The following is a 22,817-nucleotide window of genomic DNA, read 5'->3' as shown; positions in this document are numbered from 1 at the left end:
CGCGCACGCCATCCGACAAGATCGACCGATACGAGGCCTTCACCGTGCGCCGACGCTCCCTCCTCATCGCTGTCCCCGCTGGACTGGTCACGCTCGCCGCCTGTGGTGACGGTGAGTCCGACTCGGCCAAGGCCAGCAGCAGCCCGTCCGCGTCGGCGAGTGGGGCGAAGCCGCCGAAGATCGTGGACGGTCCGCTGCCGGCGATCACGGAGGGTGTGAAGTTCGACGAGAAGCCGACCGTCGCGAAGGGCAGTGGCGATCCGTCGAAGGATCTGGCGGTGAAGACGGTCATCGCGGGCAGCGGGCAGACGGTCGCCGAGGGCGACTACATCCAGGCGAACTACCTGGGGCAGATCTGGGCCTCGGCGAAGGTCTTCGACAACTCCTACGACCGCAAGACGCCGTTGGTCATCCAGCTCAGCCCGCAGGGCATCATCGACGGCTGGCGGTATGCGCTGACCGGCAAGAAGGCCGGCAGCCGGGTCGAGATGGCCGTGCCGCCGACCTGGGGCTACGGCCCGGACGGCAACGCGCAGGCGGGGATCAAGGGCACCGACACGCTGGTCTTCGTCGTCGACATCCAGAACACCTTCAACGGCAAGAGCTCGGCCAAGGGCACGAAGGTCGCGCAGGACAACGTGGATCTGCCGAAGGTGGGCACCAACACCGACGGCAAGGCTCCCTCCGTCGAGATCCCGAAGGTCGACCCGCCCACCAAGCTGGTCGCGAACTACATCATCGAGGGTGACGGCCCCGAGGTCGGCGCCGACGACAGCCTCCTCGTGCAGTACAAGGGCGTGCTCTGGGACACCGGCAAGGAGTTCGACTCCTCCTACAGCCGCGAGGCGCTGAGCTCGTTCGGGTTGAAGCAGGTCGTCAAGGGGTGGTCGCAGGGCATGACCGGGAAGAAGGTGGGCAGTCGCCTCCTCATCGTCATCCCGCCGAAGCTGGGTTACGGGGACACGCCGCCGAGCGGCAGCGACATCAAGAAGGACTCCGTGATGGTGTTCACCGTGGACATCCTCGCGAAGATGTAGCACCCCGGGATGCGAGACTGTCCGGCGTTGCCCCGTACATACACAAGCAGGAGCATGAAGACGTGAGCATTGAGAAGCCCGAGATCGACTTCCCCGAGGGCGAGCCGCCGGCGGACCTGGAGATCAAGGACATCTGGGAGGGCGACGGCGAGGTGGCCCAGGCGGGCCAGACCGTCACCGTGCACTATGTGGGTGTGTCCTTCTCCACCGGTGAGGAGTTCGACGCCAGCTGGAACCGTGGCGCGCCGTTCCGTTTCCCGCTCGGTGGCGGTCGTGTCATCAAGGGCTGGGACCAGGGCGTGCAGGGCATGAAGGTCGGTGGCCGTCGCCAGCTGACCATCCCGGCCCACCTCGCCTACGGCAACCAGAGCCCCACCCCGGCGATCAAGCCCGGTGAGACGCTGATCTTCGTGGTGGACCTGCTCGGGGTCTGATCCGTCGGATGCCGTGTCGGGGCCGATCGTGCCGTGACCGGTCTCGACTGTCTGGGGTCCATGCCTGTTCGGGCATGGACCCTCGGCTTTTGCCGCGACGCTTCGTAGCGGTACGGTCGTGCCGCGGAAACACCCGGAGGAAGGGCGTCGATGGCCATTGCCAAGGCCGAGCGGTTGATGAACCTGGCGCTGTGTCTGCTGGGGACGCGCCGGCCGCTCAGCAAGCGTGAGTTGCGGGAGTCCATCGAGGCGTATCTGGAAGCTGGTTCGGACGACTCCTTCAACCGCATGTTCGAGCGCGACAAGGACGATCTGCGCGAACTCGGTCTGGTCATCGAGACGGTGGAGAACCTCGACGGCGAGATCGGCTATCTGGCCCGTCGTGACAGCAACAGCCTCCCGCCCATCACCCTCGACGCCGAGGAGGCCGCGGCCCTCGGTCTCGCCGCGAAGGTGTGGCAGCAGGCCCGCTTCGCCGGAGCCGCGAGCGGTGCCCTGCAGAAGCTGCGCGCGGCCGGGCTGCCCGAGGACGTCGACCCGTACGAGAGCCATGGGGCGCTGGAGCCGCGCATCCCGGTGCACGAGGCCGCCTTCGAACCGCTGATGCTGGCCTGCCGGGACCGCCGCCCGGTCCTGTTCGAGTACCGCAAGGCCACCGCCGTCCGCCCCGAGCCCCGCCATGTCGAGCCGTGGGCGCTGGAGTGCTGGCGCGGTCACTGGTACCTGGCCGGCTTCGACCGCGACCGGGGTGCCGAGCGGGTCTTCCGGCTCTCCCGGATCACCGGCAAGGTCCGCAGCCGGGGCAGTGCCTTCACCGCCGAGGTGCCGGACGTGGTCACCGTGCGGGAGACGGTCGCGAGCTGGGCGGGGGAGACCGCCGACCGCTCCGCGCTGATCCGGCTGCGTTCCGGGGCCGGTTACCCGCTGCGGGCGAAGGCCTCCGCCGTCCGGGAACTCGGGGACGGCTGGGACGAGTTGGAGATTCCGTACGGGCACGGTCTGGACGCCTGGCTGGTCGAGTTCGGGCCCGACGTGGTGGTCCTGGAGCCTGCCGAGCTGCGGGCCGACGTGGTCGACCGGCTGCGTGCCGTGGCCAAGGGTTGAGGGGGACGTAAGAACGTGGTGGGAAAACCGGCCCGGCCGGCGAACGCCCTCGACCAGACGCGGCGGATGCTCTCCCTGGTGACCTATCTGCGGGAGCGGCCCGGCGCCCGGATCGAGGACGTCGCCCGTGCCTTCGGGATCACCGAGGACGAGCTGGTCTCGGACCTCGATGTGCTGCCCATGTGCGGGACCAGCTTCCGCGGCGGCGATCTGCTCGACATCGACACCGACGGCGAGCGGATCTGGTGGCACAACCCGGCCGCCCTGGGCGCGGAGGCCGCCGAGCCGCTGCGGCTGGCCGCCGACGAGGCCACCGCGCTGCTGGTGGCCGCCCGTGCGGTGGCGACGCTGCCCGGGCTGCGCGAGAGCGACCGGCAGGCCCTGCTGCGGGCCACCGCCAAGGTCGAGACCGCGGCCGGGGAGGCGGCGGGCGCCAGCTCACGGCTGTCGGTCACCTTCGAGGCCGAGGGCGGGGTCTTCGCCGACGTCGACCGGGCCATCTCGGAGCGTCGGCGCCTGTGGATCCGCTACTACTCGCCCGCCCGGGACGAGGTCACCGAGCGCGAGATCGACCCGATCCGCCTGGTCAGCGTCGGCCACACCTATGTCGAGGCCTGGTGCCGCCGCTCCGAGGCCCGCCGTACGTTCCGGCTGGACCGGGTCGCCGAGATCAAGATCCTCGACGAGCCGTCCGCGCCGCCCGAGATAGAGCTGCGGGACCTGTCGGAGGCGCTGGTGCAGCCCGCCGCCGAGGACCCCGAGGTCGTCGTCGAGGTCGGCCCCGGCGGGCGCTGGGTCGCCGAGTACTACCCGCACGACAGCGCCGAGGAGCTGCCGGAGGGCGGGCTGCGCATCAGTCTGCGTACCCCTGATCCCGCCTCGCTGCGGCGTCTCGCGCTGCGGCTCGGGCGCGACGGCCGGATCGTCTCCCCGCAGGATCTCGCCGACAGTGCCCGCCGGGCTGCCCGCGAGGCTCTGACGGCCTACGACGAGACCGTGACGACGCGAGCGTGACGACGGCGTACGACCGGAAAAGGGAGAGGCTAGGGCTGTGAGCGGCGGGTCGGTTGTGTCGGGTGTGAAGGCCGGCATGAAGTCCGGTGTGCAGGAGATCCAGGAGATCCGGGAGATGACCGCGGCGGTCGCCTTCGCGGGCATGAAGAGGGCGGTCGACGTGGTGTTCCGAGCCGGCTGCCCCGACTGCCGGGCCAACGTCGAGCTGGGCGCGAGCGCGCTGCGCCTGGCCATCGGCGCCACCAGCAAGACCACGTTCTACTCGTTCACCTGCCCCGAGTGCGGCACCGCCGTCCGCAAGCCGGCCGGCGAGCGGATCGTCGAGCTCCTGACCGGGGGCGGGGTGCGGACCCTGCGGCTGCATTCGGCGGGCTAGGGTCGGCGCCATGTTCTGGGCGATGTTCGCGGTGGCTGTGGGTTTTGTGGGGCTCGTCGTGCTGGGGGTGCTGGCCGTGCGGGTCTTTCTGGAGGCTCAGCGGCTGGGTGAGCAGGTCACGGAGTCGGCGCGGAGGATCAACCGGGCGGCGGAGGATCTGGAGCGGGCGACGGCGAGCGCGGCCCGCTCCGTGGACACTCTGTGAGTTGCGGCCGAGGCCCCTGTGAGTTGGCTGCCCGGTGCGTTTTGCGCCACTTCGCCCTGTCACCTTCTCACCTTCGGCAGGTACGCTGCCTGTCGCGGCACGGAGAACGAGGCCCGGGTCGCGAATCGGGAGTACGCACAGGCATTGCCCAGCATTCACCCCTGAGCGTTACGATCGCTGCCAGTACGATCGTTCGGACACCTGTCCGACCGGTCGGACAGCACCCACCCGCCGCCTCGGTGAAGAAGGTAGACAGCTATGGGTAGGCTCGGCCCCACCGAGATCATTCTGATCCTCGTCGTCATCATCCTGCTGTTCGGTGCGAAGAAGCTTCCGGACATGGCGCGTTCGCTGGGCAAGTCCGCCCGCATCCTCAAGAGCGAGGCCAAGGCCATGAAGTCCGACGGCCAGGACGACACCACCGCGGCGGCCGCGCCTCCGCACCCGAACGGCGAGGCCCCCGCGCAGCGCACCATCCAGGCCGCCCCCGGCGATGTGACCAGCTCCCGCCCGGTCGCCGAGCCGACGGACACGACCAAGCGCTGACGCAAGGCCGGACAAGACTTCCGGCCTGCCGCACGAGATGAGGACGTGGGTTGCTCAAGTCTGCCCGCAACAAGGAGAAGGATCCCGAGGGGCGGATGCCCCTCGTGGAGCACCTTCGCGAGCTCCGCAACCGGCTCGGCAAAGCGCTCCTGGCCATCGTGCTGGCCTCGGTGGTGGGTCTGGTCTTCTATCAGGAGATCATCAACTTCCTCACCCGGCCCGTCCAGGAAGCCGTCGGCTGCACGCGCGACTTCACGGAGCTCGCCAAGGAGAGCAAGGGAGCCTGCGGCAACATCACGATGTCGGGTCTGATGGGCCCGTTCACGTTGATGATCAAGGTGTCCCTGACGGCCGGTGTGGTCATCGCCAGCCCGGTCTGGCTGTATCAGCTCTGGGCCTTCATCGCGCCGGGTCTGCACCGGCACGAGAAGCGCTACTCGATGGCGTTCGTGGCGGCGGGCTTCCCCCTCTTCATGGTGGGCGCCTACTTCTCGTACCACGTGCTGCCCGCGGCTGCCGAGGTCCTGCTCGACTTCACTCCTGAGAACGCCGTCAACCTGCTGCCACTGGACGAGCTGCTGGACCTCGTGACCCGCATGGTGATCGTCTTCGGGCTCTCCTTCGAGCTGCCGCTCGTGCTGGTCATGCTGAACATGACCGGCATGGTCACCGGTCGCCGGATGCTGGGCTGGTGGCGGGCCATGATCATGGGCGTCACCGTGTTCGCCGCGTTCGCCACCCCGACCGTCGACCCGGTCTCGATGCTCTCGCTCGCCGCGCCGATCATCGCGCTCTACTTCGTGGCCACCGGGTTCTCCCTGCTGAACGACAAGCGCAGGCGGCAGCGCGACGCGCTGGGCCCCGCCGACGACGAGGCCTCCGAGCTGGACCTCACGCCCGAGGACGTCGGTGAGATCGAGACCGTTTCGGCGGCCAAGGCGCTCCCCGCGCAGACGGAGCCCGAGCGGGAACGGATCAACGGATACGACGACGCCACCTGAGCACCGGCCACCGCGCCGAGTGCGGCGACGACGACAGTAGGCCCCACCGAAGGTTCTCGGTGGGGCCCACCGCCGTTCTCGCCGTCTCGTCGTTCTCGGATTCCTTTTCGGACGGACGGCGGTCCGGATCTCGACGGTGGCACGATCCGGATAATGATCGTCCTGTTGTCAGTAGGGCCCGGTACGCTCGAAAGCACGATGACAGAGGACCTCTCACCGGCCGAGCGGTATGCGGCAGCACGTAGGCGCGCTGCCGAGCAGGCCACCGCGCTCGCTTCCTTCCGCGAGATGTACGACTTCGGTCTCGACCCGTTCCAGATCGAGGCCTGCCAGGCGCTGGAGGCCGGCAAGGGCGTCCTGGTGGCCGCCCCCACCGGCTCAGGCAAGACGATCGTCGGCGAGTTCGCCGTCCACCTCGCCCTCCAACAGGGCAAGAAGTGCTTCTACACGACACCCATCAAGGCGCTGTCGAACCAGAAGTACGCCGACCTGTGCCGCCGCTACGGCGCCGACAGGGTCGGCCTGCTCACCGGTGACAACAGCGTCAACTCCGACGCCCCCGTGGTCGTGATGACCACCGAGGTCCTGCGGAACATGCTGTACGCGGGCTCCCAGACCCTCCTCGGCCTCGGGTACGTGGTCATGGACGAGGTGCACTACCTCTCCGACCGCTTCCGCGGCGCCGTCTGGGAAGAGGTGATCATCCACCTCCCCGAGTCGGTCACCCTCGTCTCCCTGTCGGCCACCGTGTCGAACGCGGAGGAGTTCGGCGACTGGCTGGACACCGTGCGCGGCGACACCGATGTGATCGTCTCCGAGCACCGGCCCGTGCCGCTGTTCCAGCACGTGCTCGCCGGGCGGCGGATGTACGACCTCTTCGAGGAGGGCGAGGGCAACAAGAAGGCCGTCAACCCCGACCTCACGCGCATGGCGCGGATGGAGGCCAGCCGCCCCTCCTTCCAGGACCGCCGACGCGGCCGCGCCATGCGTGAGGCCGACCGTGAGCGCGAGCGCAGACAGCGCTCCCGGATCTGGATCCCGAGCCGGCCCGAAGTCATCGAACGGCTCGACTCCGAAGGCCTGTTGCCCGCCATCACCTTCATCTTCAGCCGCGCCGCCTGCGAGGCCGCAGTCCAGCAGTGCCTGTACGCGGGGCTCCGGCTGAACGACGACGACGCCCGGCTCAGGGTCCGCGCCCTGGTCGAGGAGCGCACGGCGTCGATCCCGAACGAGGACCTCCATGTCCTCGGCTACTACGAGTGGTTGGAAGGCCTGGAGCGCGGCATCGCGGCCCACCACGCGGGCATGCTGCCGACGTTCAAGGAGGTCGTCGAGGAACTCTTCGTACGCGGCCTGGTCAAGGCCGTGTTCGCCACCGAGACCCTCGCACTCGGCATCAACATGCCCGCCCGCTCGGTGGTGTTGGAGAAGCTCGTCAAGTGGAACGGCGAGCAGCACGCCGACATCACCCCCGGGGAGTACACCCAGCTGACGGGGCGTGCGGGCCGGCGCGGCATCGACGTCGAGGGCCACGCCGTCGTGCTCTGGCAGCGCGGTATGAACCCCGACCACCTGGCCGGACTCGCGGGCACCCGTACCTATCCGCTGCGCTCCAGCTTCAAGCCGTCGTACAACATGGCGGTCAACCTGGTCGAGCAGTTCGGCCGGCACCGCTCGCGCGAGCTGCTGGAGACCTCGTTCGCGCAGTTCCAGGCCGACAAGTCGGTCGTCGGGATCTCCCGGCAGGTGCAGCGCAACGAGGAGGGGCTGGAGGGCTACCAGGAGTCCATGACCTGCCACCTCGGGGACTTCGAGGAGTACGCGCGTCTGCGGCGGGAGTTGAAGGACCGCGAGACCGAACTGGCCAAGCAGGGGGCCGCCCAGCGGCGCGCCGAGGCCGCCGTCGCGCTGGAGAAGCTGAAGCCGGGTGACGTCATCCATGTCCCCACCGGCAAGTACGCGGGTCTGGCGCTGGTGTTGGACCCGGGGCTGCCCGCCGGGCGCTCGAACGGGCACCGGGGGTTCGAGCACCACGACGGGCCGCGTCCGCTGGTGCTGACCGCCGAGCGGCAGGTCAAGCGGCTGGCGTCCATGGACTTCCCGGTGCCGGTGGAGGCGCTGGAGCGGATGCGGATCCCGAAGTCCTTCAACCCGCGTTCGCCTCAGTCGCGGCGGGACCTGGCGTCGGCGCTGCGCACCAAGGCAGGGCACATCGAGCCCGACCGGCACCGCAAGCGCAGGGCCGCCGCCGCGGACGACCGTGAGATCGCCCGGCTGCGGGCCGAGCTGCGGGCGCATCCCTGCCACGGGTGCAGCGACCGTGAGGACCATGCGCGGTGGGCCGAGCGGTACTACCGGCTCAAGCGGGACACCGCGCAGTTGGAGCGGCGGATCGAGGGGCGGACGAACACGATCGCCCGGACCTTCGACCGGATCGTCGCCCTGCTGACCGAGTTGGACTACCTGCGGGGTGACGAGGTCACCGAGCACGGCAAGCGGCTCGCGCGGCTCTACGGCGAGCTGGATCTGCTGGCGAGCGAATGTCTGCGGTCGGGTGTCTGGGAAGGGCTCGGCCCCGCCGAGCTGGCGGCCTGTGTTTCCGCGCTGGTGTACGAGGCCCGGGCCGCGGACGACGCGATGGCGCCGAAGCTGCCGTCCGGGAACGCCAAGGCCGCGCTCGGGGAGATGGTGCGGATCTGGGGGCGGCTGGACGCGCTGGAGGAGGAGTTCCGGATCACGCAGAGCGAAGGGGTGGGGCAGCGGGAGCCCGACCTCGGCTTCGCCTGGGCCGCGTACATGTGGGCCTCGGGGTCGGGGCTCGACGAGGTGCTGCGGGAGGCGGAGATGCCCGCGGGTGACTTCGTGCGGTGGTGCAAGCAGGTGCTCGACGTGCTGGGGCAGATCTCGGCGGCGGCGCCGCCCGGGTCGACCGTGGGGAAGAGCGCGCGGAAGGCCGTTGACGGGCTGTTGCGGGGGGTTGTGGCTTACTCCTCGGTGGGGTGAGTCTTCGGGTTTTCGGCCCGGTGTGGGGGCGGGGTGCGGCTGGTCGCGCGGTTCCCCGCGCCCCGGACGGATGTCGGCCCGGGCACCCCGGACGGGGAGCGCGGGCGCTGTTCAGCGGGCCAGGTAGCTTCGCCAGCCGCCGTACTCCGTGATGTCCGGGGCGGCTTCCAGGGCTGATGGCTCGCAGAGGAACCCCGGGGCCCGGGTGCCGTCGGACAGTTCGATGCTGCCCAGGGTCATGGGGCGGGGGAGGGCTGTCAGGAGGCGGCCCAGGCCCTCTGCGGGGAGGCGCCAGAGCTCGGTCTCGATGGATGCGCCGCCCTCGCCCACGTGGACCAGGCCCGGCTTGGGCGGGGTCGTGCGGAGGGCGTGGAGGCGATAGACGGGGGCCGTACCGGTGGTTCGCTCCAGGCGGGCGCCCAGGGACAGGAGTTGGGGGTTCAGCGGCTGGCCCGAGAGATGGGCGCCCACCACCGCCAGGAGGGTCTCCGGCTGGAGGAGGGCGGCGAGGCGGGCCAGACGGTCGTCGGTGAAGGCCGGGCCGATCAGCATGACGCCGAAGGGGAGGCCGTTCACCTCGCCCGCGGGGACGGCGACCGCCGCCAGGTCGAAGAGGTTCGTGGAGTTGGTGAAACGGCCGAGGCGGGCGTTTTCGCCCAGCGGGTCGGCGGCGACGTCGGCGAGCGTGGGGTGGCCCGGTGCCGTCGGCAGCAACAGGGCGTCCGCGTCCGCCAGTTCGGTGAGGGCCCGGGTGCGCAGCGCCGCCAGCCGGTCCTGGTCGGCGAAGAGCTGGTGGGCCGGGATGTCGCGGGCTCGGCTGATGATGCCGGCGACCGTGGGGTCCAGGGAGTCGACGCCGTCCGCGATCGCCTTGTCGACAAAGCTTCCGACCGCGGTGTAGCGCTCGGCCACGAACGCACCCTGGTAGAGCATGGCCGCGGCCTCGGTGAAGGGGGTCAGGTCGAGGGGGCGTACGTCCGCGCCCGAGGCCGCGAGACGGATCACGGCCGCTTCGTACGCCTCAGCCCAGCCCTCGTCCAGCTCGCCGAGCTGCTCGCGCGGGGGGACCGCGATGCGCCACGGGCCCGGAGTGCGCCGGGGGAGCGACGGGAGGGCTCGGTCGGGCGGGGAGGCCATGTGGGCGAGGGCCTGTTCGGCCTCCGGGAGGGTGCGGGCGAACACCGTGACGCAGTCGATCGAGGCGCAGGCCGGGACCACGCCGGTGGTGGGGACCAGGCCCCGGGTGGGCTTCAGGCCGACGATGCCGTTGAAGGCGGCGGGGACCCTGCCGGAGCCCGCCGTGTCGGTGCCCAGGGCGAAGTCGACGATGCCGAGCGCCACCGCCACGGCCGAGCCGGAGCTGGAACCGCCGCTGATGCGGGACGGGTCGTGGGCGTTGCGTACGGCGCCGTGCGGGGAGCGGGTGCCGACGAGGCCGGTGGCGAACTGGTCGAGGTTGGTGGTGCCGAGGACGAGGGCGCCGGCCCGGCGGAGGCGGGCGACGACCGGGGCGTCGGCCTCGGGGGTGTACGCGTAGGCCGGGCAGCCTGCGGTCGTGGGGAGGCCGTGGACGTCGATGTTGCCCTTCGCGGCGAAGAGGCGGCCGGCCAGGGGGAGGTGGTCGCCTGCGGTGAGCCGTTCGTCGATGGAGCGGGCCTCGGCCTCGACCTCGGCCTGGGGGCGTAGGTCGATCCAGATCTCGGGGCGGTCCACGGCGTCGATGCGGGCGTAGGCCATGCGGACTCTGGTGAGAGTCTGGGACTGCGACATCGGTGCTCCTCGGCTGGGGTGGTTCCGTCGGCTGCGGGCCGGTGGGTGGTGTGTGCCCACCCGTTCCGCCCTGCGGAACGACTGCCCACACACCACCGGCGGGGTTGTGAGGTGCCCGGTGGTGCGGCCGGCCGCGTGCCGTCGGGCGGTGTGTGGGGTGCCGGCGGAGGCGGTGTGGTCGGGCGCGTGCCGTCGGGCGGTGTGTGGGGTGCCGGCGGAGTGGTCGGGCGTGGGCCATCCGGCAGGTTCTCACTCCTCCCCGGTGCCGGTCGGTGCCAGGACGACCAGGGCCGTGCCCGCCTCCACCTGAGCCCCCGGCCCGGTGAGGATCTGCTCGACCACGCCGTCCGTCGGGGAGAGGACGCGGGACTCCATCTTCATGGCCTCCAGGGTCAGCAGGGGCTGGCCGGCGGTCACCTGGTCGCCGGGCCGTATGTGGAGTTGCCAGACCGAGGCGGCGAACTCGGCTTCGATCAGGTGGCCGCCCTCGGGGACGCGCACCTCCGCCGGGGGCGTCGGTGCGGCGGTCGCCGATTCCGCTCTCGTGAACTCGCCGGCGGCCTCCCAGGCCGCCCTCTCCGCAGCGAAGGCGGTCTGCTGCCGGGACCTGAACTCGGCGATGGAGTCGGCGTGTTCCGCGAGGAACGTCTCGTACGCGGCCAGCGAGAAGGTGCCGTGCTCCACACGCGGTACGAAGCGGCCCGACACGATGTCCGCGCGGAGGGCCAGCAGTTCGTCGGGGTCCACCGGGTACCACTTGACGCGGTCGAAGAAGCGGAGCAGCCAGGGGGAGCCGGGCTCGAAGGCGCCGCGTTGCTGCCAGGGGGACCAGACCTGGGTGGTGCGGCCGACGAACTGGTAGCCGCCGGGGCCCTCCATGCCGTAGACGCAGAGGTACGCGCCGCCTATGCCGACCGAGTTCTCCGCCGTCCACGTCCGGGCCGGGTTGTACTTCGTCGTCACCAGGCGGTGGCGGGGGTCCAGCGGGGTCGCCACCGGGGCGCCCAGATAGACGTCGCCCAGGCCCAGGACCAGGTACTCGGCGGCGAAGACCGTGTCGTACACGTCGGCCACCGAGTCCAGGCCGTTGACGCGGCGGATGAACTCGATGTTCCAGGGGCACCAGGGCGCGTCGTCGCGGACGCCCGCCATGTAGCGGGCGATGGCCTCGCGGGTCGCGGGGTCGTCCCAGGAGAGGGGGAGGTGGATCGTGCGGGAGGGGACGACGAGTTCGTCCGCCGGGGGCATGGCCGACACGATCTGCCGTACCACGGTGAGGAGTTCGGTCTGCGGCAGCAGCGTCGGGTCCGTCTGGATCTGGAGGGAGCGGATGCCGGGGGTGAGGTCGGTGACGCCGTCGAGCCCCGCTTCGGTGACCGCCTCCATCAGGGCGTGCACCCGCATGCGCAGCGCCAGGTCGAGCTGCATGGGGCCGAACTCGATCAGGAGGTTGTCGTCGCCGCTCCGGCGGTACGTCACGTCGCCGTCGCGGGCCAGGACCCCGCCGTCGACGATCGCGGGCCGGGGCGAGGCGTCGTCCGCCACCGGGAGGAAGCGGACCGTGTCTCCCGGGCGCAGCTGGCCGAGCTTCCAGCGTTCGGTGGAGACGACCGTGGCCGGGCAGACGAAGCCGCCGAGGGAGGGGCCGTCGGGGCCGAGGAGGACCGGCATGTCGCCGGTGTAGTCGACGGCGCCGACCGAGTACGGGGTGTCGTGGATGTTGGAGGGGTGCAGGCCCGCCTCGCCGCCGTCGGTGCGGGCCCAGCGGGGCTTCGGGCCGACCAGCCGTACCCCGGTGCGGGCCGAGTTGAAATGGACCTTCCAGTCGGCCGCGTAGAACTCGTGGATGTCCTCCTCGGTGAAGAACTCCGGTGCCGCGTGCGGGCCTTCGAGGGCGGCCACCTGCCAGGAGGAGGTGAAGGACGGGCGTGCTCCCGGCGGGACGGGGCTTCCCTCCGCCGTGACCGTTCCGCCGCGCAGGACGTCGCCCGTGCGCAGCGCCCGGCCGCCGTGGCCGCCGAAGCGGCCCAGGGTGAAGGTGGCCGCGCTGCCCAGGAACGACGGGACGTCCAGGCCGCCGCCCGCGAAGAGGACGTAGGTGCGCAGTCCGTGTTCCGTGGGGGCGCCGACGGCCAGTACTGCTCCGGCGGGCACGGTCACCGGCTCCCAGTGCGCGATCGGTGAGCCGTCCAGGGTGACGTGGGCAGGGGCGCCCGTCACACAGACCGTGGTGGCGTGGGTGAAGCGGAGGGAGGGACCCTGGAGGGTGCATTCCAGGCCCGGGGCGCCCTCGGGGTTGCCGAGTGCCCGGTTGCCGAGCCGGAAGGAGAGGTCGTCCATGGGGCCGCAGGGCGGGACGCCGACCTGCCAGTAGCCGGTACGGCCGGGCCAGTCCTGGACGGTGGTGAGGGTGCCGCCGGAGACGACCTCGATGCGGGGGGTCGGGTCGGTCACGGTCGCGAGGGTGGCCGTGGAGTGGGTGGCCCGCCGGAAGTCCGGGTCGTCGAGGGCCGCCCTGACCAGGCCCAGGTTCGTCTCGATGCCGTCGACCCGGGTCCTGGCCAGCGCCTCGTCGAGCCGGCGCAGGGCGTGCGCGCGGTCGGAGCCGTACGCGACGACCTTGGCGAGCATCGGGTCGTAGGACGTGGTGACCTCGGTGCCCGTCTCGACCCAGCCGTCGACGCGGACGCCCTGCGGGAACTCGACCCGGGTCAACAGACCCGCGCTCGGCCGGTGTTCACGGGAGGGGTCCTCGGCGTAGACACGGGCCTCGACCGCGTGGCCGCGGGGTTGCCCCGGGGCCCGGACGACGGCGGAGTCGCCGCGGGCCAGGCGCAGCATCCAGGCGACGAGGTCGACGCCGTAGACCTCCTCGGTGACCGGGTGTTCCACCTGGAGGCGGGTGTTCACCTCCAGGAAGTACGCCTCCTCGCGTGCGGCGTCGTAGACGAACTCGACGGTTCCGGCGGACCGGTACTCGACGCTCGCGCACAGGTCGCGGGCGGAGGCGGTGAGCCGCTCGCGCACGTGGTCGGGGAGGCCGGGGGCCGGGGCCTCCTCGACGACCTTCTGGTGGCGGCGCTGCAGGGAGCAGTCGCGGTCGCCGAAGGTGACGACGAGACCGTCGCCGTCGCCGAAGACCTGCACCTCGACATGGCGGGCCCGCTCGACGAGGCGTTCGAGGTAGACGCCGGCGGAGGAGAAGGAGGCGGCGGCGACGCGCTGCACCCGCTCCCAGGCCTCGGCCAGTTCGTCGGCTGATCGACATGCCGACATACCGATACCGCCGCCTCCACCGGTGGCCTTGAGCATCACCGGGTAGCCGATGGCCGAGGCGTGGTCGAGGGCTTCGTCGAGCGAGGGGAGCAGGTCGGTGCCGGGCAGGAGCGGGACGCCCGCGGCCTCGGCGGCCGCCCGTGCGGTGTGCTTCGCGCCGAACAGCTCCAGCTGGTCGGGGGTGGGGCCGACGAACACGATGTCCGCGTCCTCGCAGCGGCGGGCGAAGTCCGCGTCCTCGGAGAGGAAGCCGTAGCCGGGGTGGATGGCGCCCGCGCCCGTGTCCTTGGCGGCCTTCAGGACCAGGTCCGCGTCGAGGTACGACTCCTTCGCGGGCGCCGGGCCGAGCCGCACCGCCTCGTCGGCGAGCCGGACATGGGGGGCGGCGCGGTCGGCGTCGGAGTACACGGCGACCGTCCGCAGGCCCAGTTCGCGGGCGGTGCGGATGACGCGGACGGCGATCTCGCCCCGGTTGGCGACGAGCAGGGTGTCGAAGGTCATGCCGGGTCCCCCTGGGCCTGCCTGGACGCGCCCTGGCCCCGCACGGGTGTGCCCCGGCCCCGTTCCGGTGTGCCCCGGCCCTGAGCGGGCGCACTCTCGTCCTGGGCGGGCGCCTCGACGGTCATCTCCACGGCCGTCGGGTCGAAGCCGTTGCAGGGGTTGTTGATCTGGGGGCAGTTGGAGACCAGGACGAGTACGTCGCACTCGGCGCGCAGGGTGAGGGCGAGACCCGGTGCGGAGAGGCCGTCGACGATGCCGAGGGTGCCGTCCTTCTCGACCGGCACGTTCATGTACCAGTTGATGTTCGACACGAGGTCGCGCTTGCCGAGGCCGTGCCTGGCGCCCTCCGCGAGGAAGTTGTCCACGCAGGCGTGCTGCGACCAGGTGTGGTGCCCGTAGCGCAGGGTGTTCGACTCCTTGGAACAGGCGCCGCCGACCGTGTCGTGCCGGCCCACGTCGTCGGCGACCACGGTCATCAGCGGGGTGTGCTCGTTGGACATCAGCACACTGCCGGTGGTGAGGAAGATGCCGCCCTGCGCGTGGATCGTGTCGGGCGCGCTGTAGCGGACGGCCGTGTCGTGGGCGTCGTAGACGAGGAAGTCGACGGCCTGGTTGCCGTGCAGATCGGTGAGGGTGAGGGTCTCGCCGGCGCGGATCACGGACGACCAGGCCGCCCTGGCCGGAACGACGGTCTTCATGCGATCCCCGGTCTTCACGTCATCCCCGGTCTCCATACGATCCCCGGTCTTCATGCGATCCCCCTCGCGGCGAGGAACTCGGCCGTGTTCAGGAAGGCACGGCGGCCCTCGGGCGTGGCGTCCCACAGGGGGTCGCCGGGGCGGGTCGGGTCGGCGCGCCAGGCGAGCACCTCCAGCGCGGTGCTGACGTACTCGGGGCGCGGGTCGGCCGGGTGCGGCACGTTGGCGAGCAGCACGGTCACGTCCTGCTCGGTGCGCAGGGTCACGGCGGCGCCGGGGCCGGCGGAGCCGGTGAAGTCGAGGGTGCCGTCCTCGCGTACGTCCACGCCCTGGAAGAACGAGAGCGAGGGCGGGAGGTCCCGGGGTTCGAGGCCGTTCTTGGCGGCGGCCAGTTTGAACAGTTCGCGTCCGGCGGGGGAGGGGGACTGCGGGCTGCCGTCCCCGTACCGCTCGGTGTTGCGTACGAGGGTGGAGGTGCCGCACAGCGCGTCGTGGCGACCGGAGGTGTCCGTGACGACCGAGGCGAGGACGCGGCCCTGGTCGGACAGGAGCAGGACGCCCTCGCCCAGGTAGGCGTTCCACTGGACCTTGACGGTGTCGGCGACGTTCAGCCGCTCCCAGGGGCGCTCCGCGTGGTGCAGGAGCAGATGCGCGCACGCGTCGCCGTGCAGATCGGTCAGCCGGACCTCGGTGCCCCGGGCCAGTACGCGGTGCGTGTAGTTGCCGCCCGCCACCGTCTCGGCCCACACCAGTCGTTCGGCCTCGCAGGGTGGGGTCGGCCAGCGGTTCGCGGGCACCACGGGCATAGCCTCGGCCTGGGCGCCCTCCTGGGCTCGGGCGTGATCACGTGCTCCGTACGTCGTCGATGTCGCCATCGCGGGACCTCCGGGTGCGGCGTGTATTTCTGTCGTGCGACAGAAATTAGAAGGGGGGCGCGTCGACGTCATGTCCCTTGTGTTGCGAGGCGGTTACCGACCCCTCACGATGATCGTGCCTCGCCGGGGGTGCGGGGAACCGTGCGATCGGTCACCACGGGTGGGTGGGCGCCGTGTGCGAGGATCGAACGCATGGGAAGCTCGGGCGGCACCGGTGGACGGCGGGTCGGCAGGCCCCGGGCCGAAGGGCGGCCGGAGAGCGGGCTGTCGCCCCGGGACGAACTGCTCGTGGCCGCCGCCGAGTTGTTCACGACGCGGGGCTACGCGGCCACCACCACGCGGGCCGTCGCCGAGCGCGCCGGTATGCGTCAGGCGACCATGTACCACTACGTCTCCGGCAAGGAGGAGCTGCTCGCCGACCTGCTGGAGTCCACGGTCACCCCGTCGCTCGCGTACGCCCGTGAGCTGCTCGCCAAGGACGGCGCCCGCCCCGAGGGACGGCTCTGGGAGCTGTGTCGGGCCGACGTCGCCCTCCTCTGCGGGGGCCCGCACAACCTCGGCGGCCTCTACCTGCTCCCGGAGGTCCGCGCCGAACGCTTCGCCGGCTTCCATGCCGTACGGGCCGAACTCAAGGACGCCTACCGGCAGTTGATCGCGGCGACGGCCGCGGGAGGGGCGCTCGCCAAGAGTGAGCTGGATCTGCGGACGGATCTCGTCTTCGGGCTGATCGAGGGCGTCATCCTCGTCCACCGCTCGGGCCCGGACCGCCCCGTCGCCGCCTTTGCCGAGGCAACGGCGGACGCCGCGCTGCGCATCGCCGGCGTCTGAGGAGCGCGCCCCCGGCACTCGGCCCCGGCACCGATTCACCCTGTCAAGGGGCTCTTTTCGTATGCCTGTGCGCCGTTACGCAGTGTGTGCGAATGGCGCCCCAGCGTGTAAATAACCAGAGCGTACTCCTGTCGCGAGGGTGATTTCAGGCGGTTGCTGAATATGACACAGCGATGATCCGGTCGGACTAAGCTCGCCCGCAGCGCACCGAGTTGAGATGTATTCGTGCGCTTGTTCCAAAAAATACCGAAGATCCAGTTTGATTCGCGGATGAACCCGAGCAACCTCCAGCAACTCCCCGCAAGTCCCCCGACCTTCAGCCGATCTGTCTTTAGAGGGCATACATGGTGAGTGTTCAATCGCCTCCCGGTGGCCGTGAACTTCCCTACGCGCGCGTACTGTCGCTCCCCGCGATACTGATGGCCGCGGCGACCGGAACCACCGTCTCCCTGGTGACGGGGCCGGCCCGGCTCGCCGTCGGCGTGTGCGGAGCCGTCGCGACGCTCCTGCTGATCGTGGTCGCCGTCGTCGCGGTGCGCGGCGGCCGTCGGACGGTCCGCGAACTGCGCGCCGAACAGCAGCGGCGGACCGCCTTCCTCGAACAGCGGATCACCGCCCACGACCAGGAATTCACCCGGCTGGGCAAGGAGATCCTGCCCGCCGCGCTGTACCGGCTGCGCGGCGGAGAATCCCCCTCAGAGGTGATTCGTCATGTCATCGACGGTGACGCCGAGTGGCGCGAACTTCCCCAGTCGCAGCGCGACTTGATCCGCACCCTCCTCACCATCGTCGACCGCGAGGAAGCGCTGCGCGACTCCTCCCAGCGGTCGTTCGTCAACATCGCCCGCCGTGTCCAGGCGATCGTCCACCAGCAGAACAAGGAACTCCGGGAGATGGAGGAGGACCACGGGCGCAACCCCGAGGTCTTCGACGACCTGCTGCGCATCGACCACGGCACCGCGCTGATCGGCCGCCTCGCCGACTCCATCGCCGTCCTCGGCGGCAGCCGCCCCGGCCGTGTGTGGCCCCGGCCCGTCCCGCTGTACAGCGTGCTGCGCGGCGCCATGTCCCGCATCCTGGAGTACCGCCGTATCGAGCTCGACTCGATCGCCAAGGTCAACGTCAACGGCGTCTCCGTCGAACCGGTCATCCACGCCTGCGCCGAACTCCTCGACAACGCCACCCGCTACTCACCGCCCCACACCAAGGTGCACGTCACCGCCGTGGAGGTGCAGACCGGCATCGCCATCGAGATCGAGGACGGTGGCATCAGCCTCAGCGAGGAGACTCGCGCCAAGGTCGAGAACATGCTCGCCCAGGCCCAGCAGGGCATGGACATGCAGGACATGGGCGACAGCCCGCGCCTCGGCCTCGCCGTCGTGGGCCGCCTGTCGACCATGTACAAGATGCAGATCTCGCTGCGTCCGTCCGCCTACGGCGGCGTCCGCGCCGTCGTCGTCGTCCCCCGCGACATGCTCACCGACGAGCCCGCCCCCGGCCTCGCCCACGGCATCGGCGCCGCCGCCGTACCGACCATGGACACCGGCGGCGTCGAAGGACCCAACCGCAAGCCCAAGCGCCGCCGCCCGACCACCGGACCGCGGATCCCGAGCTCCGCGGAGGAGATGGGCGAGGGCATGGAGGACGACGTCCCCGTCGTCACCGAGTGGACGGCCAACGGCCTGCCGCAGCGCCGCAGCCGCAGCAAGATCCCGCTCAGCCAGCGCTACGCCGAGGCCGCCGCCGCGGAGGCTGCGGCCGAGGCCGCCATGGCCGCCGCCCCCGTGTGGCAGCCGGAGCCCGAACCCGAGAAGGAGCTGCCCCCGCCCGGCATGTGGGTCGAGGCGTTCATGGCCGGGCTCAAGGGCGACCCCGACCCGAACGCTTTTCGGAACCCGGACGACTCGACGGCGTCCACCGCAGTCACCGCGAACACCGAGCCGGCCCGCACCGAGGCCGACGACGAGGGGGACCTCAAGTGATCCAGCAACGAGCCAATTTCGACTGGATGCTGAAGGATCTGGCCGACGGCGTACCCGGCATCCAGCAGATCGTCGTGCTCTCCGCCGACGGCCTGCGGATCGCCCGCTACGGCGGCGACCCGGACGCTGCCGACCGGGTCGCCGCGGCCTGCGCGGGGCTGCAGAGCCTGGCCGGCGCCGTGGCCGGCGAGATCCCGCAGAGCGACGGCCACATGCGCATGGTCATCATCGAGATCAACGGCGGCTACTTCTATCTGATGGCCGCCGGCTCGAACGCCTATCTCGCGGTGCTCGCCAACGAGATCGCCGAGCCGGGACTGATGAGCAACCGCATGCGCGACCTCGTCGACCGGATCGGCTCCCACCTCACCAGTCCGCCGCGGCGGAACGGGCAGACCGTATGACGCCTCCGCAACGCCAGCGGCGCCAGCCCAAGGACGAGCCGTCGCCCCCGCCGCCCCAGGACGACCTCACCGGCGGCCCTGTCGGCGGAACGGGGGAGCGCCCCCCCGAGCGGCTCTACATCCTCACCGGCGAGGACGGCGAGCGAGCTCCGATCGACCTCGTCACGTTAATCGTGGCGCGCGCCGATCCGCCGCCGTCCGCCGCTCCGGAACAGACGGCGCTGCTCCGGATCTGCCAGGCCCCCCTGTCCGTGGCCGAGATCTCGGCCTATCTCAACCTGCCGATCAGCGTGGTGACCGTCCTGCTCACCGAGCTGCTGACGGCCGAACTGGTACAGGCGCGCGCACCGGTCGTCCGGCAGGCGCGGGCAGACCGTTCCCTCCTCGAAGCGGTGATGCATGGACTTCAAAAGCTCTGACACCATCACGGGTCCACGGACCGAGGACCACCTGCCGCACACCGCACAGGCCGCGGCGAAGATCGTGATCGTGGGCGGTTTCGGCGTCGGCAAGACGACCATGGTGGGGTCCGTCAGCGAGATCAGGCCGCTGACGACCGAGGAGACCATGACGCAGGCCGGCATCGGGGTCGACGACAACTTCGGCTCCAAGTCCAAGACGGCCACCACCGTGGCCATGGACTTCGGCCGCATCAGCATCACGGACGAGCTGGTGCTCTACCTGTTCGGCACCCCCGGACAGGAGCGCTTCTGGTTCCTGTGGAACGGCCTGTTCGAGGGCGCCCTCGGCGCGGTCGTCCTGGTCGACACCCGTCGGCTGGAGGTCAGCTTCGACGTCATGGGCCGCCTGGAGGAGCGCGGTGTGCCCTTCGTCGTGGCGGTCAACGACTTCCCGGACGGGCCCCGCTACGCCATCGACGAACTGCGTCAGGCCCTCGACCTGGCCGCGGAGATCCCGATCATCCGCTGCGACGCACGCCGCCGGGCGTCCAGCCGGGACGTCCTCATGACCCTGATGACGTTCCTGCACTCCCTGGCGATGTCGGGGGCGACGCCAGGAGCGGCGGCATCGGGGACGGCGTCGGGGGCGGCATCGGCGTGACCCCCGAGTGAACCCCGCACGAGTCCCGCACGAGTCCCGCACGAGTCCCGTGCGCGGACCCGTCACGCGCGCCGCGTGCACATCCCGCGCGCGTGCGGTACGCGCGCCGCGTGCACGCCCTGTACGCGCGCGCCGCGTGCCCGTCCCCTCGGCCGGGAGCCGTGCCGTCCCGCACGAACGTCCCTTCCCGGCCTCCCCGCAACCTTCCAGACACCGGATCCACCTCAGTTCGGAGCGATCACCGTGACGCCTGAATCAAACTCCCTGACCGGCACGGACGACCCCACGCTCGGGCCGCCCCCCGGTTGCCCCGCCCACGGCACGGGCCCCGGCGGACTGCGCCGGCTGTACGGCCCCGAGGCGGAGGACCTGGGAGCCGTGTACGAGAAACTGCGCGCGGAACACGGGTCGGTGGCCCCCGCCCTGCTCCACGACGACGTGCCGATCTGGGTGGTGCTCGGCCATGGCGAGAACATGCACATGGTGAGCACGCCGTCGCAGTACTGCAAGGACACCCGGTTGTGGAACCCCATGCGGGAGGGCACGGTCAAGCCCGACCACCCGCTGATGCCGCACTTCGCCTGGCAGCCCATCTGCGCCCACGCCGAAGGCGACGAGCACCTGCGGCTGCGCGGCGCCGTCACCGGCGCCATGTCGACCATCGACCACCGGGGCATCCGCCGCTACATCAACCGAGCGACCCAGCACCTCGTCAACAAGTTCTGTGAGGACGGCAGGGCCGATCTGGTCGGCCAGTTCGCCGAACACCTGCCGATGGCGGTGATGTGCGAGATCCTCGGCATGCCCGAGGAGTACGACGACCGGATGGTGCACGCCGCCCGTGACTGCCTGAAGGGCAGCGAGACCGCGCTCGTCAGCCACGCCTACGTCATGGACGCCCTCGACCGGCTCACCGCCCGCCGCCGCGCCCAGCCCCAGGAGGACTTCACCAGCCACCTCGTCACGCACCCGGCCGGACTCACCGACGACGAGGTCAGGGAACATCTGCGCGTGGTGCTCCTGGCCGCCTACGAGGCCACCGCCAACCTCCTCGCCAACGTGCTGCGCGTGGTGCTCACCGACCCCGGCTTCCGCGCCCAGCTGAAGGGCGGCCAGATGACCGTCCCCGAGGCGGTCGAGCAGTCCCTGTGGGACGAACCGCCGTTCAGCACCGTCTTCGCCTACTTCGCCAAGCAGGAGACCGAACTGGGCGGACAGCGCATCCACAAGGGCGACGGACTCCTCCTCGGTATGGCACCGGGCAACGTCGACCCCCGCGTCCGCCCCGACCTCGACGCCAACATGCAGGGCAACCGCTCGCACCTCGCCTTCGGCGGCGGCCCCCACGAGTGCCCGGGCCAGGACATCGGCCGTGCCATCGCCGATGTCGGCGTCGACGCGCTGCTGACCCGCGTTCCGGACATCCAACTCGCCTGCGCGGAGGACGAACTGCGCTGGCGGGCGTCCATCTCCAACCGGCACCTGGTGGAACTGCCGGTGACGTTCGTGCCGAGGCCCCAGCAGGACGTCATGCAGCGGCCCGCCGTCAACCCTGTTCCGGCGCAGGACGCATATCAGCGGCGGGGCGGCACACAGCAGCCGCAGGCCACGTCCCCGGAACCCGCCGCCCCGGCCGCCGAGCCCACGCCGCAGCCCGAACCGGCCCGCCGGCCAGGCGTGTTCCGGCGCATCCTGCGCTGGTTCGGCGGCAAATGAGCCGACCGGGCACCGACGCTACGTCGCCCACACCTCGTACGAGGACCAGGCCCGCAGCTCACGCGGGCTGACGAACCGGTGCGCGCGCCCCGTGACCGGGTCGGTGAACTCCAGGCTCCGCGCCAGCAGTTGGAGCGGTCGCCGGAAGTCGCCGGCCGGCACGGGCGCGGTGACCACCGGATACAGGGGATCGCCGAGGATCGGCACCCCCAACGCGCTCATGTGCACCCTCAGTTGGTGCGTCTGCCCGGTACTCGGCACCAGCCGGTACCGGGCTCGCCCGTTTCGGTGCTCCAGCAACTCGACCCGGCTGACGGCGTTGGGTTCGCCTTCGACCTCGTAGGCCGCCATGACCCCTCGCTCCTTCAGGATCCGGCTGCGAACGGTGCGCGGCAGAGCCAGCGCGGGGTCGTACGGGGCGACTGCCTCGTACTCCTTCGCCATCCGCCTGTCCCGAAAGAGCGACTGGTACGCGCCGCGCTCCTCGGGGCGCACGGTGAACAGCACCACCCCGGCCGTGAGCCGGTCCAGCCGGTGCGCGGCGCCGAGCGTCGGGATGCCCAGGAGTCTGCGCAGCCGGGCCAGGGCCGTCTCGGCGACATGGCTGCCGCGCGGAGTGGTGGCCAGGAAGTGTGGCTTGTCGGCCACCACCAGGTGCTCGTCCCGGTACAGGACACCGATCTCGAACGGCACCCGCTCTTCGTCGGGCAGCTCCCGGTGGAACCATACGGACGTTCCCGGCGCGTACGCCATGTCCCGCGGCACCGGACGCCCGGTGACGTCCACGATCAGCCCCGCGTCGAGCATCCCGTCGATCACCTCGGCGCCGGCCGAGAGCCGCGCCACGAGATGATCCCGTACCGTCGCCCACGCGTCCCCGGCCGGCAACCGCACCCGCACCGGATCCACCCCGTCGCGCTGCGGCAGGGGTGAGGGCGGGGACGGAGTGCGGCGTCTCATCACGGTCAAGCATACGAGCGGTGGT

Annotated in this window: 20 protein-coding genes; 15 read left to right on the top strand and 5 right to left on the bottom strand. The window is 71.1% G+C overall.

All coding sequences use genetic code 11. The features are described 5' to 3' along the window. Nucleotides 1-44 precede the first annotated feature (44 nt). The 9 genes from OG202_RS10620 (at nt 45) to OG202_RS10580 (ending at nt 8,720) form a co-directional block, all read left to right on the top strand. A complete protein-coding gene (locus OG202_RS10620; RefSeq protein ID WP_326583969.1) occupies nt 45-1,037 on the top strand; it encodes an FKBP-type peptidyl-prolyl cis-trans isomerase in 993 nt (330 codons plus the stop codon). A 62-nt stretch (nt 1,038-1,099) separates the two neighbouring features. Further along, entirely contained in the window at nt 1,100-1,471 is a 372-nt protein-coding gene (locus tag OG202_RS10615) for an FKBP-type peptidyl-prolyl cis-trans isomerase (protein WP_319067263.1), read from the top strand. Between the two features lie 150 nt (nt 1,472-1,621). After that, the gene (locus OG202_RS10610) at nt 1,622-2,575 is read left to right on the top strand and encodes a helix-turn-helix transcriptional regulator (RefSeq protein ID WP_327730491.1); all 954 of its coding nucleotides are present in this window, start codon (nt 1,622-1,624) and stop codon (nt 2,573-2,575) included. A gap of 15 nt (nt 2,576-2,590) precedes the next feature. Beyond that, entirely contained in the window at nt 2,591-3,589 is a 999-nt protein-coding gene (locus tag OG202_RS10605; RefSeq protein ID WP_326583971.1) for a helix-turn-helix transcriptional regulator, read from the top strand. Nucleotides 3,590-3,665: 76 nt separating this feature from the next. Next, on the top strand, nt 3,666-3,965 hold the full coding sequence (locus tag OG202_RS10600; protein WP_326583972.1) for a hypothetical protein: 300 nt from the start codon (nt 3,666-3,668) through the stop codon (nt 3,963-3,965). Nucleotides 3,966-3,975: 10 nt separating this feature from the next. Next, entirely contained in the window at nt 3,976-4,170 is a 195-nt protein-coding gene (locus tag OG202_RS10595; RefSeq protein WP_327730492.1) for a hypothetical protein, read from the top strand. A 258-nt stretch (nt 4,171-4,428) separates the two neighbouring features. Beyond that, nucleotides 4,429-4,716 (top strand): Sec-independent protein translocase subunit TatA, encoded by a 288-nt coding sequence (gene tatA / locus OG202_RS10590; RefSeq protein ID WP_327730493.1) that lies wholly within the window; start codon nt 4,429-4,431, stop codon nt 4,714-4,716. A gap of 50 nt (nt 4,717-4,766) precedes the next feature. After that, nucleotides 4,767-5,717: a twin-arginine translocase subunit TatC gene (tatC, locus tag OG202_RS10585; RefSeq protein WP_328222631.1), complete on the top strand. Its 951-nt coding sequence runs from the start codon at nt 4,767-4,769 to the stop codon at nt 5,715-5,717. Between the two features lie 153 nt (nt 5,718-5,870). Then, a complete protein-coding gene (locus OG202_RS10580; RefSeq protein WP_327730495.1) occupies nt 5,871-8,720 on the top strand; it encodes a DEAD/DEAH box helicase in 2,850 nt (949 codons plus the stop codon). Between the two features lie 111 nt (nt 8,721-8,831). On the opposite strand, the gene atzF is transcribed toward OG202_RS10580, so the two are convergent. The 4 genes from atzF to OG202_RS10560 all read right to left on the bottom strand — a co-directional run bounded on the left by atzF (nt 8,832) and on the right by OG202_RS10560 (nt 15,840). Beyond that, a complete protein-coding gene (gene atzF, locus OG202_RS10575) occupies nt 8,832-10,490 on the bottom strand; it encodes an allophanate hydrolase (RefSeq protein WP_327730496.1) in 1,659 nt (552 codons plus the stop codon). Between the two features lie 249 nt (nt 10,491-10,739). Beyond that, the gene (locus tag OG202_RS10570) at nt 10,740-14,267 is read right to left on the bottom strand and encodes a 5-oxoprolinase/urea amidolyase family protein (RefSeq protein WP_327730497.1); all 3,528 of its coding nucleotides are present in this window, start codon (nt 14,265-14,267) and stop codon (nt 10,740-10,742) included. Next, complete coding sequence (locus tag OG202_RS10565; RefSeq protein WP_327732298.1) at nt 14,264-14,965, bottom strand: urea amidolyase associated protein UAAP2; 702 nt, start codon at nt 14,963-14,965, stop codon at nt 14,264-14,266. Before OG202_RS10565 ends, OG202_RS10570 begins: the two co-directional genes overlap by 4 nt. A 50-nt stretch (nt 14,966-15,015) precedes the next feature. After that, a complete protein-coding gene (locus tag OG202_RS10560) occupies nt 15,016-15,840 on the bottom strand; it encodes an urea amidolyase associated protein UAAP1 (RefSeq protein ID WP_327730498.1) in 825 nt (274 codons plus the stop codon). Between the two features lie 192 nt (nt 15,841-16,032). Here OG202_RS10560 and OG202_RS10555 point away from each other — a divergent pair, with 192 nt between their 5' ends. The 6 genes from OG202_RS10555 (at nt 16,033) to OG202_RS10530 (ending at nt 21,832) form a co-directional block, all read left to right on the top strand. Continuing rightward, complete coding sequence (locus OG202_RS10555; protein WP_327730499.1) at nt 16,033-16,668, top strand: TetR/AcrR family transcriptional regulator; 636 nt, start codon at nt 16,033-16,035, stop codon at nt 16,666-16,668. A gap of 344 nt (nt 16,669-17,012) precedes the next feature. Further along, nucleotides 17,013-18,650 (top strand): sensor histidine kinase, encoded by a 1,638-nt coding sequence (locus tag OG202_RS10550; RefSeq protein ID WP_327730500.1) that lies wholly within the window; start codon nt 17,013-17,015, stop codon nt 18,648-18,650. Then, entirely contained in the window at nt 18,647-19,054 is a 408-nt protein-coding gene (locus OG202_RS10545) for a roadblock/LC7 domain-containing protein (RefSeq protein WP_326583982.1), read from the top strand. The genes OG202_RS10550 and OG202_RS10545 overlap by 4 nt, the downstream gene beginning before the upstream one ends. Then, nucleotides 19,051-19,473, top strand: a complete 423-nt coding sequence (locus tag OG202_RS10540; RefSeq protein WP_327730501.1) for a DUF742 domain-containing protein — start codon at nt 19,051-19,053, stop codon at nt 19,471-19,473. The genes OG202_RS10545 and OG202_RS10540 overlap by 4 nt, the downstream gene beginning before the upstream one ends. Then, on the top strand, nt 19,454-20,116 hold the full coding sequence (locus OG202_RS10535; protein WP_326583984.1) for a GTP-binding protein: 663 nt from the start codon (nt 19,454-19,456) through the stop codon (nt 20,114-20,116). Before OG202_RS10540 ends, OG202_RS10535 begins: the two co-directional genes overlap by 20 nt. Before the next feature lie 243 nt (nt 20,117-20,359). Next, nucleotides 20,360-21,832: a cytochrome P450 gene (locus OG202_RS10530; RefSeq protein ID WP_328222630.1), complete on the top strand. Its 1,473-nt coding sequence runs from the start codon at nt 20,360-20,362 to the stop codon at nt 21,830-21,832. Nucleotides 21,833-21,850: 18 nt separating this feature from the next. On the opposite strand, the gene OG202_RS10525 is transcribed toward OG202_RS10530, so the two are convergent. Beyond that, nucleotides 21,851-22,792 (bottom strand): RluA family pseudouridine synthase, encoded by a 942-nt coding sequence (locus OG202_RS10525; protein ID WP_327730503.1) that lies wholly within the window; start codon nt 22,790-22,792, stop codon nt 21,851-21,853. Between the last annotated feature and the right edge of the window lie 25 nt (nt 22,793-22,817).

The sequence above is a fragment of the Streptomyces sp. NBC_00310 genome, from assembly GCF_036208085.1.
GTDB lineage: Bacteria > Actinomycetota > Actinomycetes > Streptomycetales > Streptomycetaceae > Streptomyces.
This window is presented reverse-complemented; position numbering and strand designations above follow the sequence as displayed.

Bases quoted from the DNA above. Each gene is read 5' to 3' on its own strand.
- OG202_RS10610 (WP_327730491.1), top strand. From the start codon at position 1,622: ATGGCCATTGCCAAGGCCGAGCGGTTGATGAACCTGGCGCTGTGTCTG.
- OG202_RS10600 (WP_326583972.1), top strand. From the start codon at position 3,666: ATGAAGTCCGGTGTGCAGGAGATCCAGGAGATCCGGGAGATGACCGCG.
- OG202_RS10595 (WP_327730492.1), top strand. From the start codon at position 3,976: ATGTTCTGGGCGATGTTCGCGGTGGCTGTGGGTTTTGTGGGGCTCGTC.
- tatA (WP_327730493.1), top strand. From the start codon at position 4,429: ATGGGTAGGCTCGGCCCCACCGAGATCATTCTGATCCTCGTCGTCATC.
- OG202_RS10580 (WP_327730495.1), top strand. From the start codon at position 5,871: ATGATCGTCCTGTTGTCAGTAGGGCCCGGTACGCTCGAAAGCACGATG.
- atzF (WP_327730496.1), bottom strand. From the start codon at position 10,490: ATGTCGCAGTCCCAGACTCTCACCAGAGTCCGCATGGCCTACGCCCGC.
- OG202_RS10570 (WP_327730497.1), bottom strand. From the start codon at position 14,267: ATGACCTTCGACACCCTGCTCGTCGCCAACCGGGGCGAGATCGCCGTC.
- OG202_RS10565 (WP_327732298.1), bottom strand. From the start codon at position 14,965: ATGAAGACCGTCGTTCCGGCCAGGGCGGCCTGGTCGTCCGTGATCCGC.
- OG202_RS10560 (WP_327730498.1), bottom strand. From the start codon at position 15,840: ATGGCGACATCGACGACGTACGGAGCACGTGATCACGCCCGAGCCCAG.
- OG202_RS10555 (WP_327730499.1), top strand. From the start codon at position 16,033: ATGGGAAGCTCGGGCGGCACCGGTGGACGGCGGGTCGGCAGGCCCCGG.
- OG202_RS10550 (WP_327730500.1), top strand. From the start codon at position 17,013: ATGGTGAGTGTTCAATCGCCTCCCGGTGGCCGTGAACTTCCCTACGCG.
- OG202_RS10540 (WP_327730501.1), top strand. From the start codon at position 19,051: ATGACGCCTCCGCAACGCCAGCGGCGCCAGCCCAAGGACGAGCCGTCG.
- OG202_RS10535 (WP_326583984.1), top strand. From the start codon at position 19,454: ATGGACTTCAAAAGCTCTGACACCATCACGGGTCCACGGACCGAGGAC.
- OG202_RS10525 (WP_327730503.1), bottom strand. From the start codon at position 22,792: ATGAGACGCCGCACTCCGTCCCCGCCCTCACCCCTGCCGCAGCGCGAC.